The organism is Kribbella deserti, from assembly GCF_042434725.1.
Lineage (GTDB): Bacteria > Actinomycetota > Actinomycetes > Propionibacteriales > Kribbellaceae > Kribbella > Kribbella deserti.
The window spans coordinates 62,371-78,834 of record NZ_JBHLTC010000012.1; the positions used below are offsets into that span (position 1 = coordinate 62,371).

Annotated in this window: 18 protein-coding genes; 10 read left to right on the plus strand and 8 right to left on the minus strand. The window is 66.8% G+C overall.

Annotation, left to right across the window (positions count from 1 at the left end):
• The first annotated feature begins 111 nt into the window (after positions 1-111).
• The gene (locus ACFFGN_RS10760; RefSeq protein ID WP_380046031.1) at positions 112-1,431 is read left to right on the plus strand and encodes a histidine kinase; all 1,320 of its coding nucleotides are present in this window, start codon (positions 112-114) and stop codon (positions 1,429-1,431) included.
• Entirely contained in the window at positions 1,407-2,165 is a 759-nt protein-coding gene (locus tag ACFFGN_RS10765; protein WP_380046033.1) for a response regulator, read from the plus strand. The genes ACFFGN_RS10760 and ACFFGN_RS10765 overlap by 25 nt, the downstream gene beginning before the upstream one ends.
• Before the next feature lie 24 nt (positions 2,166-2,189).
• Here the strand turns inward: ACFFGN_RS10765 and ACFFGN_RS10770 are convergent, their stop codons facing one another.
• Complete coding sequence (locus ACFFGN_RS10770; RefSeq protein WP_380046035.1) at positions 2,190-2,531, minus strand: MmcQ/YjbR family DNA-binding protein; 342 nt, start codon at positions 2,529-2,531, stop codon at positions 2,190-2,192.
• A 73-nt stretch (positions 2,532-2,604) separates the two neighbouring features.
• Between ACFFGN_RS10770 and ACFFGN_RS10775 the strand changes: the two genes are divergently transcribed.
• The 6 genes from ACFFGN_RS10775 (at position 2,605) to ACFFGN_RS10800 (ending at position 8,571) form a co-directional block, all read left to right on the plus strand.
• On the plus strand, positions 2,605-3,654 hold the full coding sequence (locus tag ACFFGN_RS10775) for an alpha/beta hydrolase (protein WP_380046037.1): 1,050 nt from the start codon (positions 2,605-2,607) through the stop codon (positions 3,652-3,654).
• 578 nt (positions 3,655-4,232) lie between these two features.
• The gene (locus tag ACFFGN_RS10780) at positions 4,233-4,979 is read left to right on the plus strand and encodes an esterase family protein (RefSeq protein WP_380046039.1); all 747 of its coding nucleotides are present in this window, start codon (positions 4,233-4,235) and stop codon (positions 4,977-4,979) included.
• A 36-nt stretch (positions 4,980-5,015) separates the two neighbouring features.
• Entirely contained in the window at positions 5,016-6,254 is a 1,239-nt protein-coding gene (locus ACFFGN_RS10785; protein WP_380046041.1) for an ATP-grasp domain-containing protein, read from the plus strand.
• A 52-nt stretch (positions 6,255-6,306) separates the two neighbouring features.
• Positions 6,307-6,603: a hypothetical protein gene (locus tag ACFFGN_RS10790; RefSeq protein ID WP_380046043.1), complete on the plus strand. Its 297-nt coding sequence runs from the start codon at positions 6,307-6,309 to the stop codon at positions 6,601-6,603.
• Positions 6,604-6,719: 116 nt separating this feature from the next.
• Positions 6,720-8,231, plus strand: coding sequence for a hypothetical protein (locus ACFFGN_RS10795; protein ID WP_380046045.1), 1,512 nt, complete (start codon positions 6,720-6,722; stop codon positions 8,229-8,231).
• A 4-nt stretch (positions 8,232-8,235) separates the two neighbouring features.
• The gene (locus tag ACFFGN_RS10800) at positions 8,236-8,571 is read left to right on the plus strand and encodes a hypothetical protein (protein WP_380046047.1); all 336 of its coding nucleotides are present in this window, start codon (positions 8,236-8,238) and stop codon (positions 8,569-8,571) included.
• A gap of 77 nt (positions 8,572-8,648) precedes the next feature.
• Here the strand turns inward: ACFFGN_RS10800 and ACFFGN_RS10805 are convergent, their stop codons facing one another.
• Complete coding sequence (locus ACFFGN_RS10805) at positions 8,649-9,254, minus strand: ArsR/SmtB family transcription factor (protein ID WP_380046049.1); 606 nt, start codon at positions 9,252-9,254, stop codon at positions 8,649-8,651.
• Between the two features lie 100 nt (positions 9,255-9,354).
• On the opposite strand from ACFFGN_RS10805, the gene ACFFGN_RS10810 reads away from it, so the two are divergent.
• Positions 9,355-10,233 carry an amidohydrolase family protein gene (locus tag ACFFGN_RS10810; protein ID WP_380046051.1) on the plus strand — a complete coding sequence of 293 codons (879 nt, stop codon included), beginning with the start codon at positions 9,355-9,357 and terminating at the stop codon, positions 10,231-10,233.
• Here the strand turns inward: ACFFGN_RS10810 and ACFFGN_RS10815 are convergent.
• Positions 10,220-11,029 carry an epoxide hydrolase N-terminal domain-containing protein gene (locus tag ACFFGN_RS10815; RefSeq protein ID WP_380046053.1) on the minus strand — a complete coding sequence of 270 codons (810 nt, stop codon included), beginning with the start codon at positions 11,027-11,029 and terminating at the stop codon, positions 10,220-10,222. The genes ACFFGN_RS10810 and ACFFGN_RS10815 overlap by 14 nt on opposite strands.
• A gap of 211 nt (positions 11,030-11,240) precedes the next feature.
• On the opposite strand from ACFFGN_RS10815, the gene ACFFGN_RS10820 reads away from it, so the two are divergent.
• Positions 11,241-13,055, plus strand: a complete 1,815-nt coding sequence (locus tag ACFFGN_RS10820; RefSeq protein ID WP_380046055.1) for a glycoside hydrolase family 2 protein — start codon at positions 11,241-11,243, stop codon at positions 13,053-13,055.
• Between the two features lie 3 nt (positions 13,056-13,058).
• Here ACFFGN_RS10820 and pqqB read toward each other — a convergent pair whose 3' ends face one another.
• The 5 genes from pqqB to pqqA all read right to left on the minus strand — a co-directional run bounded on the left by pqqB (position 13,059) and on the right by pqqA (position 16,219).
• Positions 13,059-13,967, minus strand: coding sequence for a pyrroloquinoline quinone biosynthesis protein PqqB (gene pqqB, locus ACFFGN_RS10825; RefSeq protein ID WP_380046057.1), 909 nt, complete (start codon positions 13,965-13,967; stop codon positions 13,059-13,061).
• Entirely contained in the window at positions 13,964-15,061 is a 1,098-nt protein-coding gene (gene pqqE / locus ACFFGN_RS10830) for a pyrroloquinoline quinone biosynthesis protein PqqE (RefSeq protein ID WP_380046059.1), read from the minus strand. Before pqqE ends, pqqB begins: the two co-directional genes overlap by 4 nt.
• On the minus strand, positions 15,058-15,309 hold the full coding sequence (gene pqqD / locus ACFFGN_RS10835) for a pyrroloquinoline quinone biosynthesis peptide chaperone PqqD (protein ID WP_380046061.1): 252 nt from the start codon (positions 15,307-15,309) through the stop codon (positions 15,058-15,060). Before pqqD ends, pqqE begins: the two co-directional genes overlap by 4 nt.
• Positions 15,306-16,019, minus strand: coding sequence for a pyrroloquinoline-quinone synthase PqqC (pqqC, locus tag ACFFGN_RS10840; protein WP_380046063.1), 714 nt, complete (start codon positions 16,017-16,019; stop codon positions 15,306-15,308). Before pqqC ends, pqqD begins: the two co-directional genes overlap by 4 nt.
• Positions 16,020-16,123: 104 nt before the next feature.
• The gene (pqqA, locus tag ACFFGN_RS10845) at positions 16,124-16,219 is read right to left on the minus strand and encodes a pyrroloquinoline quinone precursor peptide PqqA (RefSeq protein ID WP_380046065.1); all 96 of its coding nucleotides are present in this window, start codon (positions 16,217-16,219) and stop codon (positions 16,124-16,126) included.
• Positions 16,220-16,464: the final 245 nt, after the last annotated feature.

Below are 16,464 nucleotides of genomic sequence, written 5' to 3' on the forward strand. Positions count from 1 at the left end.
GACATCGGCCCCAGGGACCGTCCTGCCAGGCCCACTCTGCGACCTGAGTAGGGGTCGGCCTCATCCTTTCGGAGGACTTACCTACCGTCCGTCTGTCCGAGGTGACCAACCGTGCCGACGGCTACGCTGAGCAATGTGTTGAGCTACTGGCGGCGGATCTCCCCGGGGAGGCAGGACGTTCTCCTCGCGATCGCCCTGGCCGTTGCCTGGGGCATCGGTCTCGCCGTGCTCAGCCGGTATTACTCGCTCCTGGTGGAGTGGCAGGCCTATCTGGTGGCGGGCGTCTTCCTGGTGATGAGCGTCGCCCTCGTGCGACGTTATCCGCGAACGTTGCTCGCCGCCGTTTGCGTGCTTTACCCGTTCGCCTACACGTTCGTGATCAACCAGCAGGACACGTCGACCGCGTTGCACTCGGAGATCCACCTGGCTCCGCTGCTGGTGGTGGGCTACCAGGCTGCCGCCGGCGGCGTCCGGGTGCCGACCTGCCTGTTCTTCACTCTGGGCAGTCTCGCGACTCTGATGGTCTTCCTGCCGACGGCCGGTGCCCTGGCGCTGAGCGTGCTCGGGCCGCGGACCATGCCCGCGCTCGCCTTGTATCCCGAGACCATGGCCGGGCTGATCCGCTATATCGATCTCTCGTTGTTCGTGGCGGCGGCGGCCTTGGTGGGCGGCATGGTGCTGCTGGGCGCGAGCAGTCGCCGGCGCCGATCGAGCCTGATCCTGCTCGAGCAACGCAACGCGGAGCTGGTCCGGCTGCGCGTAGTCGCGGCCGAGCGAGCCGCCGCGGCCGAGCGGACCCGGATCGCGCGCGACCTGCACGACGTCGTCTCCCATCACATGAGCGCGGTGGTGATCAGGGCCCAGGCCGCGGATCGGGTGGCGGAGCAACGACCTGAGGAACTGCGGGAGGCCGTGCGCTGGATCGCGGCCAGCGGCAAGGAGGCCCTGACTGCGATGCGCGAGACCGTGCGGGTGCTCAACACCGCCTCCTCGGCGGATGCGGCCGACACCGCGCCGGTTCCGGACCTGGCCGATGTGGTCCGGATGGGCGACCGGCTGAAGGCGGTGGGCATCGACGTGACCATGGATCTGCCGCCGCGGCCCGGCGAGCTGACCTCCGCCACGCAGGTCACCGCCGTACGGATCATTCAGGAGGCTTTGACCAACGTGATGGTGCATTCGCGCGCGACCTCGGCCCGGGTCAGCTGGCACAGCGAACCCGACGGCGAGTTGCTGACGGTGGACGACAACGGCCGGACCGGCCCACCACCGCCGAATGTGCTGGCCACGGCCAAACGTGAGAACGGCCGTGGCAACGGCCTGATCGGAATGCGCGAGCGATCGGCTGCCTGTGGTGGCACCCTTTCGGTCGCGCCGAGCCCCTTGGGCGGATGGAGGATCCAGGCATGGCTGCCGGTACCGGCGAGATGAGCGACGAGCAGATCCGGGTTCTGGTGGTCGACGACCAGGGCGTGATCCGGATGGGCCTGGCGATGATCATCGACCACGAGCCAGACCTGGTCGTGGTCGGCCAGGCCGGCGACGGCGAGGAGGCCTTGCGGCTGGTGACGCAACTGCGGCCCGATGTCGTGTTGATGGATATCCGGATGCCGGTGATGGACGGTCTGACCGCGACCGCGCAGATCACCGCCGCGACCGGCACGGGCAAACCTGGCGTGCTGGCGCTGACCACCTTCGACGACGAGGCCTATGTGCTCGGGGCGGTTCGCGCCGGAGCCTCGGGCTTCCTGCTGAAAGACACCGATCCGGATCTGCTGGTGGCCGCGATCCGGGCGATTCACCGTGGCGACTCCCTGGTGGATCCGGCGTCGACGCGGGTTCTGCTGGCGCGGTGCGTGGAGCTCGAACGCCGCGTCGGCGGGCAGGATCCGGTGCAGGCGGATCAGCGCTGGGCGACGCGCCTTGCGCAGTTGAGCGACCGTGAGCGGGATGTACTGGTCGGGCTGGCTCGGGGACTCTCCAACCGCGATCTGGCCGACCACCTGTTCGTGACCGAGACCACGATCAAGAGCCACGTCAGCAGCGTCTTGAGCAAGCTGGAGCTCTCCAGCCGGGTTCAGGCGGTTGTCGTCGCCTATGAGACGGGTGTGGTCCGGCCGGGCGAGACCGGCCTGCAGGGGCTCGGCGGCCAACCAACCAAGTAGGGCCCTCGCCCGGCGAGATGCGGCTCAGCCTTCGAAGTAGGCCTTCGAGACGCTCTTCGGCACGCACATGGTCCACGCGTCCAGCACCAGCTCACGCATCTCCTCGAACTCCAACACGTCCAAGCGGCACTCGATCCACTGGTACCGCTCATCCGCCTTGCTCGGCGGCAGGAACTTGTGCGGCTCGGCGGCGAGTGCGGCCGCGCGTTGCTCCTTGGGGAAACCCAGGCCCATCGTCTGCTCATCGCGCGAAAACGCCAGGTAGACGATGCGCCCGACGCGGAACTTCACCCGGTCCCGCACCAGCACCTCGTAGCTGCGCGGTAGGTCCGCCGTGACCGCCCGAACGTCTTCGATTGTCACCATGCCCGCAGCCTGCCACTGCTGGATCTCCGGGCCTACCGATTTGTCCCGGGTAGCGGCCACGTACCGTGAACAGGTGCCCGATAAGCCGCCAGTGAGTGCCGTAGAAGGGGCCGAGGTGGTGTTCCGCCTCGCCGACGCGGAGCATGCCCTCACGGGCGTACGGCTCTGGCAGGAACTCGGCATCGCCGCCGAGGATCTGGGCTTCAAGCCCGTCGAGTACGGCTGGGAGCTCCGGCTGCCGAGACCGTCGGTCCACCGGATGGAGTATCTGTTCGACATCGCGGACCAGGGCATGACGCTTGACCCGACCAACCCGCGGGTAGTCGGTGGAGCCTTCGGGGAACACTCGTGGCTGCCTCTACCCGGTTACACCGAGCCGGGCTGGATCGCGGTCGAACCGATCGCCGCGAGCGTTATGCCGCTCCCAGTCGACCCGACGCCGGTTGGCCCGATCGACGTGCAGGTATGGGCTCCCGACGGGATCTTGCCGTCGTTCGAACTCCCCCTGCTGCTGTCGCACGATGGGCCCGAGTTCGCGTCGTACGCCGGTCTGACGCATTACGTCGGCGCCATGGTCGCCAGTGGGGCTTTACCGCCACTACGCCTCGCGCTGATACGCCCGAGTTCCCGGAACCTCTGGTACGCGGCTAATCCCGACTACGCGACGGCCTTGACCCAGCACGTCGTACCGACCGTCATGGACGCCTTCAAGAGCCGTAAACCCGTACTGATGGGTGCAAGCCTCGGGGCGCTCAGTGCGCTTCATGCCGAGTGGAACCACCCCGGCACGTTCGACGGGTTGTTCCTGCAGTCGGGCTCGTTCTTCACACTGGAGACGGATCCGCAGGAGTCCGGGTTCGAGTACTACGCCGAGGTGACCTCGTTCGTGGCATCAGTACTGGCCGAGGCGACGGCGCCGACCCGGACTCAGGTTGCGATGACCGCCGGGACGCCCGAGGAGAACGTGCACAACAACCGGGTGATGGCGGCCAAGCTGGACCGCATCGGACTGCCGGTGGACTTTCAGGAGACTCCGGACATGCACAACTTCACCGCCTGGCGCGACGTGCTGGATCCGTGCCTGACCGGCCTACTGCAGCGCGTCTGGGAGCACCCGATCTAGGCGCTATAGCCTCGATTCGGTGGACGCGATCCGTGAACGTCGCCGCGCGCTAGTGTCCTGAGTCGGAAGTTCGTGCTTCAGGACACTAGGTGGTTTCGCCGCCTTCGGCCTGTATTCGCGGTTGTAGTTGCCATATCCCTGTTCTTGTCGTTGCCAGGGGCTAGAACCACTCGGCTGGTTGCAGACCGCCAGAAGGCGGACAAGCGGCGCTCCTGCGCTTGCCCCGCTCCGGCCGTATTCGCCGTACGTCGGTCTGCGCGCCCACGATCATCGATATGGCCGGAACGTGGGCTGGGCCGGCCTCACGCGCTAGTGCCATCTCAACGGTTACCACCATCGCCTACCTCGGATTCCTGCTAGGACCGGCTGCAGTTGGCGCCGCATCATCGGCTGGTTCCTACCCGCGGCGCTCGGCGGAGTCGCCGTACTGGCCGTGCTGGTCGCACTGCTCGGTCCACTCGCTGGTCGTTCCCTTGCCAGTCGTACCTCGCAGGAGGTTCGGTAAGTCCCGACATGCGTCACCACCCGGGAGAGGCGGAAGTACGGAATTCTGGGTTCGACGGATGGGAGTGAGGCAGATGGAACGCGAGCAGGTCGAACTGGACGCGCCCGGGCTGGACCGGCCCGGCACGCTGATCCGTTACGGCCACTACGGGCGGCCGGTACTGGTCTTCCCGAGTGAGCAAGGCCGCGCCTGGGACTACGAGAACAACGGCATGGTCGACGCCGTGGCGGATCTGATCGAGGCCGGGCGGGTGAAGTTGTACTGCGTCGACTCGTACGACCACCTCAGCTGGTCCGACCGGTCCATACCGCTGGAGGAGCGCGCACGGCGCCACGGCGGCTACGAGTCGTGGGTCCTGGACCAGGTGGTTCCGGCCATCGGGACGGACTCCCCCGGCACTACCGACCTGATCACCACCGGATGCAGTCTCGGCGCCTTCCACGCGTTCAACTTCGCGCTGAAGCGGGCCGACCTCTTCCCGGTAGCGATCTGCCAGTCGGGCAACTACGACGCGTCCGCCTGGCATTCGTGGGGCGAGCGGGGCGACGCGACGTACTTCAGTAACCCGGCGGACTACCTGCCCAACATGTCCGGGGAACACCTGGACTGGCTGCGCAGCCGGGTCTACCTGGTTCTGACCGTTGGCCAGGGTGACTGGGAGACACACCCGACCGGGTCGTTGCCGTCGGCCCTGGCCACGGCCGAGCTGCTGCGGACGAAGGACATCCCGCACGAACTCGACATGTGGGGCCATGACGTGGCGCACGACTGGCCCTGGTGGCGCAAGCAAATCGCTCACCATCTACCGCGATTCGTCTGAATCTCGACGACTCGCCCGACTTTCTGAGGAGTGAACGTGGCTGACCGCTCGCAGCACCTGGTCGGATTGTTACTCGGCGCGGAAGAGGACTGGCCGCAGGCGTTCGAGGCGCTGCTGCGGCGGGTGGGACCCGTCACCGACGACACCGGCGTGACCCACGACTTTGTCAGCGAGCGGCTCACGATCGAGCCGTTCGACCTGGCGGACCCGGTGCGTACCGACCTGGTGATCGACCGGCTGGCGTACTGGTACTACCACCCGCGCGAGTGGCTGAAAAAGGCCGCGCTGATGGACGGTACGTACCTGCTGAACTCGCCGTTCACCTTCCAGTCGATGGAAAAGCACAGCGCCTACTGCGCGATGATGCGGCTCGGGCTGAAGATCCCGCGCACGGTGCTGGTCCCGTACAAGAACCCGGTCGACAACGTGCGCTGGGCCTACACCGCGGCGAAGTACAACAAGCCGTTCGACCTGGACGCTATCGCGGACGACCTCGGCTATCCGATGTACATGAAGCCGTTCGACGGCGGCGGCTGGCGAGGCGTCTCGCGGATCAACAACCGCGACGACCTGCATCAGGCGTACGACGAGTCCGGCGAGATGCTGATGCACCTGCAGGCGACGGTGGAGTACGAGAAGTTCGCCCGGGCCTTGTCGATCGGCGCCGAGACGATGGTGATGGACTTCCGGCCGGACGAGCCGATGCACAACCGGTACGCGGTCTCGCACGACTTCCTCAGCCCGTCCGCCGGACACCAGTCCGTCGCGATCTCCCGCATCGTGAACGCCTTCTTCGGCTGGGAGTTCAACTCCTGCGAGATGCTCGTCGAGGGCGATTCGGTGCACCCGATCGACTACGCGAACGCCTGCCCGGACGTCGCGATCACCTCGCTGCACTACTACTTCCCGTGGGCGATCTCCGCCCTGGTGAAATGGTCGGCCTTCTCGCTCGCGACCGGCCGCCGTACCAAGGTCGACCTGCACACCGAGCGGTACTTCGCGATCGCGGACGACGACTCGCTCGACTACGACGCCAAGCTCGACGGCTATCTCGCGCTGGCGAACGAGTACTTCGAGACCGAGCGCTACCACGAGTGGTGCGCGCAGAACCTGCCGCACTTCACCGACCAGGTGGTCGAGTGGGCCGCCGGGCCGGACTGCGACCGGATCCTGACCGAGACCGTGCGGGCGACCTACCCGGCGCATGAGCAGGAGAAGTTCCTGGCACATTTCCGCGGGTTGATCGGCCTTTGGGTGGCGGATCAGAAGCACTGAACCACGCTGCGTCACAATGGTGGCGTTGCGCACGCCTGAGTGAAGGGGACTCGTGTCCGAAACGGGCTTGGACGCCGAAGCCGCCGAGCTGCTGCGCCGGCGGCAGATGGCCCAGCAGCAGCTGGCCGACGCCGCCGCGCGCGTCGGCCGGGTGATCCAGCGGGTCGCCGGCTACGAGGAGACCTTCCTGCACCAGAACGACCGGGTGCAGCAACTCATCCGCGGCACCGAACCCGGCACCGACCACACCATCGCCCGCCATCTCGGCGACGCCAGCGGCGCGGTCCGCCAGGCGATAGCCACCCTGCAAGCGGCCGAAAGCATGTGCCGCTCCGCCAGCCAGGCCTAACCATGCGATCCAACTTCGAGCTCCGAGACCGTGGGCTGGCCGTGCGATCCAACCTCGAGCTCCGAGACCGTGGGCTGGCCGTGCGATCCGGCTTGTGGACTGAGGGCTGATCGGCGATGGCGTCTGATCTGGAGCGGATCGCGCAGGGCCTGCTCGACTACCTCGAGCAGAACCCCCGCATGTCCGCCGACCTGCGCCAAGCGGCCGGGGAATGCCAAGAGTTGGCCAGCCTGGTCGGCGAACTCGCCATCCTCCTGCCCGGCGCCGCCGCCGCGGCCGAGCACCTCGCGGCCGCGGCCCACGCCTGCGACGAAGCCGCCGCCCTCTCCGCCAACGCCACCACCATCGGCCGAACCTGGGCCATCGCGGCCGTAGGTGGCTCCGCCGGGTCTTCCACCTCAGGCACCGCCAACCGCAACCCGGCCACCACCCTCAACCGCGACTCACGGGAGGACCGCGAGTCGTCCGAGCGGGATGACCGCGAGCGCGAGCTGGAGTTGGACGAGGTCCCGGAAGCGGACGAGGCACGCGAACGTCGCGACGAGCCCGTGGAGCTGCGGGAGTTCGTACCGGAACAACGAGATGACCAGGACGACGAGGACGACCGCCAACTGCCCTTGGCCCCGTCGCCCCTCCCCGCACCCTTGCCACCCGCCGCTCCCGGCGACTCCGCCGACTCCGGCGACGGCTCGGGCGGCGAGGGGTCCGGCGGTTCTGACACCGCCAGCGGTGACGGCGAGAGGTCCGGCGACGGGGGCGCGGGCGACGGTTCCGGCTCCGGCTCGGACCTTGGCGAGCAGCCGTCTTCCAAGGACAAGAAGCCGACGGAGGACGCCAGCAAACGCGAACCCTTCAACCTCGACCTCAAATTCGGCGAAGGCACCGACGACGAAATCACCGCGCGCGAGATCCTCAAGCGGTACGACCCCGCGAAGGCCAACCTCCCCGAGATGTCTCTCACCGAGGCCGTCGACTACATCACCGCCAACAAAGAAGCCCGCCCCTGGCTCGCCCCCGCGGCCGACTGCGAACCCGAAGTCCAACGCGTCTACGCCACCCTCGACAACGGCCTCGGCCACGCCCACCACCGCCACGACGGCCTAGGCGACGACACCCTCTACGAACGCCGAGTCGCCTACCTAGAAGACCCCGCCCAAACCAACCCCACCCTCCGCGCCAAAAGCGAAGACGCCTTCGCCCCCGGCAACCTCCACTACTGCGGCATCGAGGCGACTCGCATCGCCGACCCTCGAGCCTTCGCCACAGCCATGGCGCGCGCCTTGGAGCACCCTGATATCCAAGCGGTCTTGGCTACCGAGTGGGACGAGGACCGCAGGCCCTTGCCTGCGGAGGTTCCAATCGCCGATTTGCTGGGTTCCGACGGACATCGCCATTGCGTGGGCTTTCGGCTCAAGGGCGAGTGGCCGGCGTCCAAACGCGCACGCAAGAGATGGGCCATGGCCCGCGCTTCAGGTGCTGACCTCAGCAGTATTGCGCTACCTGACGCGGAGCCCATCGACAGCTTCGAGGGAGCAAGCCTCCAGATACAGTTCGTGCAGGACTTCGGCGCAAAGAAGTACCAGCTCAAATCGGCCTTTGTTGTCTCACCCGGAGCTGAAGGGAACTAGACAGATGGCGGGCGTGAAACCGTACTGGCATGGAAAGGCGAACGAGTCCGTTCCCTTCTACATCCTGCTGAATCTCCTTGAGGCTTATTGCCACCCGGAGGTGCGCGCGGAATCGTATGAGCTGCTGAAGGCACGAGCCAGAAAAAGCCGCCCTGACGATGAGGAAATGCAGCAGTTCAAGGTCGAGCTAGCTGCTCTACTGCGGGGCGAGCGCGACGGCTTGCACCCACAGGCCATCACCCAGGCGACTTGGTACGACGACGAGGACAGCGATACCGAGTTCCTCGCGAAGATCTGGAGCGACCTCTATCCCGACGAGCCAATTCCCAGCCACCACTGAACCTACGCCTTCGGCTCAAGTGACTAGGCGCTTGAGCCGATATACATGCCGCTTCCCCTTGGTGGGAGGCGGTTTTTTTATTGGAGGGCGGTGAGGATGGTTAGGAGGGCGGGGAGGCGGGGGGCGGGGATGGTGTAGGTGGCTCGGGTGGGGGTGTGGAGCCAGCCTTCGGCGGTCAGGTGGCGGAGGTGGTGGTAGATCTGGCCGCTGGTGCCTAGGCCTTCTACTTCGCCTAGGGCGGTTACCGAGGTTCGGCCTCGGAGGATTTCTTGGAGCAGCTTCAGGCGGATGGGGTGGGCCAGGGCTGCTAGGGCTGAGGCTCGGGTGGACCAGTCGTGGTCGAGGAGCTCCGTCGTTGGGTGCGCGTTCTGCCACTCGATCAGCTGGGTGTTGGGCAGGGTCACTCTGCCGGCCGAGAGCACTGCTCCGGGTTGTGACACCTGCTCTCTTAGCGACTCCAGCAGCGTCTCGCCCGTGAGTATCGGCGGCCCGATCGCCGAGATGGCCGACGCGCCCGCCCCGTCCGATGCGCCCGCGCCGTTCGCGACGCCCGAGGCGGCCGCCGCGTTCGGCGGGGTGGGCGGGGCGGCGGGAGCTGGTCGGGAGGCGGGGTGGGTTGTGGATTCGAGGGCGGAGAGGCGTTGCTCCAGCCGGGCTAGGCGCTCGGCCAGGGAGTTATCCACAGGCTCTTCCACAGTTGTGGATGTTACGTAGTTACGTAAAAGCTCACAAGGAGCCACGCGCCCGCTACTGCTGGAAAGACGTGGCTTTTAGAGTGGGCGCGTGACGGACGACGAGGTGCCCGAGTGGTGGGGACGGTTGGGGTTGCCCGGGTTGGTGGACGTGCATGTGCACTTTCTGCCGGATCCGGTGATGGACGCGGTGTGGGCGTACTTCGATCAGGCCGAGCGGCACTACGGCGTGGCCTGGCCGATCACCTACCGCACAGACGCGACCACTCGCGTGAAGACGTTGGAACGCCTGGGCGTGCGGGCGTTCCCCGCGCTGGTTTATCCGCACAAGCCCGATATGGCCGCCTGGCTGAACGAATGGGCCCGGGCCTTCGCCGCCGAAACACCTGGGTGCGTTGCGAGTGGCACGTTCTTCCCGGAGCCGGGCGCGGCGGCGTACGTCGAGGAGGCGCTGGATCGGGGCACTCGGGTGTTCAAGGTGCACGTCCAGGTGGGCGATTACGACCCGCGCGACGCTGAGCTCGACCGGGTGTGGGGTCTGCTCGCCGAGGCCGGTACGCCGGTGGTGGTGCACTGCGGTTCAGGTCCGGTCCCGGGCAGGCACACCGGGCCCGGGCCGTTCGGCGAGGTCCTGCGCCGGCATCCGAGGTTGACCGCGGTGATCGCGCATCTGGGCATGCCGGAGTACGAGGAGCACCTGGCGATGGCCGAGACCTATCCCAACGTGCACCTGGATACGACGATGGCGGGTACGCCGTTCACCGAGGCGCTCGCGCCGATTCCGAAGGACCTTCGGCCGCGGTTGGCGGCGTTGCGGGATCGCGTGGTGCTCGGTTCGGACTTCCCGAACATCCCGTACGAGTACGCCGTACAGCTACAGGCACTCGAGAGCCTGGACCTGGGTGACGATTGGCTTCGCGCCGTCTGCTGGGAGAACGGCCACAAACTGATGAAACTCAGTGCGGCCTGAGCGGATCCTTGACCCCCGCGAGCCGGCCGGCGAACCACGCGAGCGTGACACCGGTGAGGATCGAGTCGCGGTCGGCGTCGAGGTTGACCTGCTGAGCGTTCCACGCGAGCACCGCCGTCGCGAGGACCAACGCCGGAATCTGCTGGCGCTCGGTGAACGCGACGAGGTTCTCGTTGAACCAGCGCACGTCCCGCAACTCCTCCTCGTACAACCCCGCGGGCGCGGTCTGCACGATCTCCGGGCCTGCGGCGATCGTGTACGCCGGAGGCTCGCCCGGGCCGCTGCGATCGTCGGCCACCAGGTACGACGAATAGCCCAGGCGGTTCATCAACTCGGTCCAGCCCGCCGCCGTACGCCGGCTCGGTGATCCCGAACCACCGGCCGGACCGGCCAGGGCCTCCCAGGCGATGGACGGGATGACGAGGTGGTACTCGCCCTTCGCCTCGAACCGCGCGGACGCGTCGATCACGTCGATGACCGAACTCGGCCAGGCGTGAGTCAGCAGCAGGGGTGTCGCGTCGGCCTCGCTGGACGGGATGTGCAGGAAGTGCACGGGCTGCCCGGCGATCGCCGTACGGAAGTGCTGGTACACGTTGAGCCGGGCCTCGTAGGTCCGCCAGTTGTAGCTGTCGCACCAGTAGTCGAGCAGATCCTGCACGTAGGCCGCGGGCACGACGCTGCCCAGCCCGGCGGCTTCGAAAAGAGCCTCGTCCCGGTACTCGCGCAGCCGCTGAGTCAGCGTGTCGAGATCACTCTGCGGCACCCGTAACGAGAACTGCTGAACGTCGACCGTCATATCGCTTGTCACCCACACCCCAATCGCCCGAATCCGCTTCTGCTTGCCATATACGCAGCCGAGCGGCCAAAGGTTGCCCTCCCAGGCAATCAGTTCAGCAGGTGGACCGCAAATGGGTTCGACTCGGGTCGAATCCAGGGCGCGGGACGACCCTTGTTACGCCGTTTCCAACGTTGTACAGTCCTGACGCCGCCAACCTCCGGGAGTTCGCATGTCGACCGCTCTACCCCGTCCCGAGCATCCTCGCCCGCAGTTCGTCCGGCCCAGCTGGCTGAACCTGAACGGCGAGTGGCAGTTCGAGCTCGACCGGTCCGACTCGGGCCTCGAACGCGGTGTCGCGGAGCGTGAGCTGCTGACCACCATCACGGTGCCGTTCGCGCCGGAGTCCGAGATGTCGGGCATCGGCAACACCGACTTCCTCGAGGCCGTCTGGTACCGCCGGACCGTCCAGCTGCCGGCCGAGTGGGCCGGTAACCACGTGCTGCTGCACTTCCAGGCCGTCGACCAGGACGCCACCGTCTGGGTGAACGGCGTGGAGGTGGTCCGGCACCGCGGCGGATTCACCCCGTTCAGCGCCGATCTGCACGGCGTGGCCGGTCCCGGCGACGAGGCCGTCATCGTCGTTCGCGCCCGCGACACCCGGCACGGCGCCCAAGCCCGCGGCAAGCAGGCCGTTCGGTACGAGAACCACGACTGCCACTACACCCGGACTACCGGCATCTGGCAGACCGTCTGGCTCGAGGCCGTGCCGCAGACGCACCTGCGGCGGCCGCGGATCACCCCGGATGTGGCCAACTCGATGTTCCACCTGGTCACACCGTTGTCAGCGAACAAGCCGGGCTGGAAGGTCCGGGCGATCCTTGCCGATGGCAACGGCGAGATCACCCGCACCGAGGTTTCGGCCGACCTGGACCTGGCGCCGCGGCTGGTGCTGGCCATTCCCGCGGATCGTGTCCGCCTCTGGACAACGACGGACCCGCACCTGTACGACGTACGGCTGGAGCTGGTTGATGCCGACGGCAACATCGCGGACACCGCCGACAGCTATGCGGGTCTCCGCTCGGTATCGATCAACGGTCAGGCCATTCTGATCAACGGCGAGCGGGTCTTCCAGCGGCTGGTGCTCGACCAGGGCTATTGGCCGCAGAGCCTGATGACGGCGCCAAGTGAAGAGGCGCTGATCGCGGATATCGAGCTGAGCCTGGCGGCCGGGTTCAACGGCGCGCGACTGCACCAGAAGGTGTTCGAGGAGCGGTTCCTGTACCACGCGGACCGCCTGGGCTATCTGGTCTGGGGCGAGTTCGGCGACTGGGGCGCGAACGTCGGCGGCGGTACGCAGGACAACAACCAGCAGCCGACGGCCTCGTTCGTGACGGAGTGGCTGGAAGCGGTCGAGCGCGACTACAACCACCCCTCGATCATCGGCTGGTGCCCGCTGAACGAGACGCACCAGCATCTGCACGACCGGATCACCCAGCTCGACACGGTGACGCGGGCGATGTTCCTTGCCACCAAGGCGGCGGATCCGACCCGGCCGGTGCTCGACACCTCGGGCTACTCGCATCGCGTGCTCGAGACGGACGTGTACGACTCGCACAACTACGAGCAGGACCCGGAGAAGTTCGGCGTGGCCATGAGCGGTTTGGCCGAAGGCAAGCCGTACGTGAATCCGGGTGCCCGCGAAGACCTGGTGATGTCCCAGCCGTACGCGGGCCAGCCGTACTTCTGCAGCGAATTCGGCGGCATCTGGTGGAACCCGGAGTCCGCAGCCGCCTCGGCCGGGAACAACAACCTCGAGTCCTGGGGATACGGCCAGCGCGTGCGCGACGAGGAGGACTTCTACAACCGGTTCACCGGGCTCGTCGACGTACTGCTCGACAACCCGCTGATGTTCGGCTACTGCTACACCCAGTTGACGGACGTCTTCCAGGAAGAGAACGGCATCTACCGGTTCGACCGGTCGGAAAAGCTCGACGTGGCCCGCATTCACAAGGCACAGACGCGGCGCGCGGCGTACGAGCAGTAGGCGTTACAAGTCGAGGACCGTGCCGTCGAGGGGTAGTTCGACCCCGGCGGCACGGACTTCGGCGTATTCGGGGGATGTCGCGTCCAGTACCGGGTTGGTGTTGTTGAGGTGGACGTATGCCCAGCCGGTGCCGGGTTGCACCGCGCAGAGCTTGCGAATGCGCACCAGGCTCCCGTCCGGGCCGGCGATCGGCAGGTGGCCCATCGCGCGCTGAGCCTGCGTCCCGACACCCGCGCGGGTCGAGCCGGACATCTCGTCCGGGCCGAAGAACGTGCCGTCGAGCAACACGTACGACGCTCCGTCCACGAAGGCGTCGAACTCCTCCGGCCAAGTGGCCAGACATGGCGCGTAAACGAGCACACCCCCGGTCGCCGGATCTTCGATGCGGAAGGCAACCACCCACGGTCCGGGTGCATCCGCCCTGGTGTACTTGGGTCGTTTGTTGCTGACTGCAAGGACCCGAACCCGCAAGCGGCCGAGCGTCATGCCGTCGTCAACGGAGAACCAGGCCCAATCCCCGTACCGGCTGACGATCTCGCGTACTGCGAAGTCGTTGCGCAGGGCATCGAGCGCCGCCGCTGGTGCGTGCACCTCAAGTCCGTCGCCTTCGCGCAGCATCAACAGACCGAGGCTGTGGTCCAGCTCGGCGTCGGTCAATAAGGCGCCGCGGATCGGGCTCTCGCGCGGGCCTGGCCCTGGGGCCAGCAGATTCGTCGCGAGGATCTGCGCGCGGATGTCCGGCGAGGCATTCACGAGGTACCAATCGGAGCCGTCGGCGCTGATCGCGAGGCCGTCCTGCGTACGCGGAACTACGCCCGCGGCCGCCGTACGGCAGGAAGCGCAGCGGCCGCAGTTGCAGTTCCACTGCGGGAAACCGCCGCCTGCCGCCGTACCAAGGATGACGACCTTCACCGTTGCCTGCCCTTCGGACCGCGCATCGCGAAATCGGGTGAACCAACGGGCCTGGCCAGAATGAGGTCGACCAATCCGCGGTCGGGCGACTTCTTGCAGACGGGATCCGTGCTGGCGCCATCCCCCGTCAGCAGGAAGGCCTGGCAGCGGCAGCCACCGTAGTCCACGCTGCGGCGATCGCAACTGCGGCAAGTGTCGCTCATCCACTCTTCGCCGCGATACGCGTTGAACGACTCACTGCCGTACCAGATCTCCGTGAGCGGCCGTTTGGTCGCGTTGTCGAGCGTCAACGTCTCGATCGCGCTCGCCGCCGGACAGGGCAGGACGGTGCCGTCCGGCGCGATGGTGAGCTGGCGCGCACCCCATCCGTACATGCACGGCTTCGGGTAGTCCTCGTAGTAGTCCGCGACGACGTAGATGACCTGCATCGTGCCCTTCAGCCGGTCGATCGCCGCCCGTACGACGGGAGCCGCGGCGGCCAGTTGCTCCGGCGTCGGCATCAACGCGTCCCGGTTCTTCAGGGCCCAGCCGTAGTACTGCGTGTTGGCCAGCTCCAGCCGATCGGCGCCCATTCGCTCGGCCAGCGCGATGATGCCCTCGAGCTGGTCATGATTGGCCCGATGCAGAACGACGTTCACGCTCAGCGGCAGGCCGGTCCGCTTGATCAGTTCGGCGGCCACGATCTTGTGGGCGTGCGCCCTGGTGCCGGCGATCATGTCGGCCCGCTCCGCATCGGCTGCCTGGACGGACAACTGGATGTGCGCCAGCCCGCGATCGATCAACACCGCAAGGCGTTCCCCGGTCAGTCCGAGGCCGCTGGTGACGAGATTGACATAGCAGCCGAGGTTCGCGGTGTGCTCGATCAGCTCGGGCAGATCCGGCCGCGCTAGTGGTTCGCCACCGGAGAAGTGGACCTGAAGTACGCCGAGCTCGCGCGCCTGAGAGAGCACGGATTTCCACTGGCCGGTGGTCAGTTCGGACTCGCGCGCCATCAGTTCCAGCGGATTCGAGCAGTATGGGCAATGCAACGGACAGCGGTGCGTCAGTTCAGCGGTCAATCCGAGCGGCGCTGCCGCGGTGACGACCTCGCTCATAGCCACTCCACCACCTGCCGGTCGGCCAGCCGAGTCAGCACGGCCACGATGTGCTGCTCGTCGACACCTTCGTAAACCTTGCCAAGGGCAACAACCAGCTCGGCCACGGTCGTCGTACCGTCGCAGCGCTGGAGAATCGCGGTCGCGGTGGCGTTCGGAACCAGCACGCCTTCGGGATAGAGCAATACCTGCAGATCGCGGGTGTGGTCGTAGGTGAGGCGGACGCCTCGTCGTAGCCGCGGGATCATGCCTTCGCCGCCGCTCGTTCGATGGCGTCGAGGATCGACCAGAGCACGTCGCACTTGAACGACAGCGCGGCGATCGCGGCATTCTGCTGCTCACGGGTGACGGCGAATTCCACCACCAGGTCGAGCGTGCCCTGGCCCTCCCCCGAGACCGCGTCGATCCGGTTGGTGAAGTAGGCGAGATCCTCGGCGCGGATCCACTCGTAGTTGGCCAGCATGTCGGCCACCCGCTGTTTCATCAGATGGCCGGAGAACATCTCGGTCAGCCCGGAGGCCACCGCCTCCAGCCATGGCCGGGTGCGCGCGAAGGTGACGTAGGCGTCGACCGCGAAGCGTACGCCGGGCGCGAGATGGCGTTCGTCCAGAACCTCCTCGCGGTCCAGCCCAACCGCCTCGCACAGCCGCAACCACCGCTCCAGCCCGCCCTCGACGACCGAGCCGTCCGGGAGTTGCCGGCCGTCGTGGTAAATCAGGCGATCCAGCCACTGCCGGCGGATCCGCGGCACCGGGCAATTACTGATGATCGCCGCATCTTTTTGCGGGATCACGCTCTGGTAATACCACCGGTTCGCGGCCCAGATCCGGAGTTCGCGCTCATCGAGTTCACCGGCATGCAGACGCCGGTGGAACGGATGTGTGCCCCAGTAACGATGCGACAGCCCGCGCAAGGCGGCAACGAATTCTTCGGAATTTCTGACAGCAACTGACGGCATACCTGACATGACACCTCACAGCGTTCGCGGCGGCTGGACAGTCAGGGGATACGGCCGTGCGTTTCAGGCGGTACGGCGGGGACGAATCGCCCCCGCCGCTAGTGTCAGTCCACCCGGGCCGCGTAGGAGGTGACCTCCGTCGGCGTCTCGAACTCGATGAAGTCAGGGGCGATCCAGATCTCGCGCTGAGTTTCCACCATGGTGTGCACTCCCAACGATCGTGACGGGGCGAGCCGTCAATCCGTTACCCGGCCCGGCGGACCGGGCAAAGGCACACTAAGACTTCCAAAGCGTCTTTTACCAGAGCTGGTCCGGAATTCGGCTCCGGTCAATTTCGGCGGCGTTTTACCCGATCCGGAAAAGCTTGTCCAGACTCGCCTGGTACCGGAATTTCTGGCAGTTCCCCGTGACGGGAAGAAGCCGGGCTCAGTTCCATCCGGCCGAA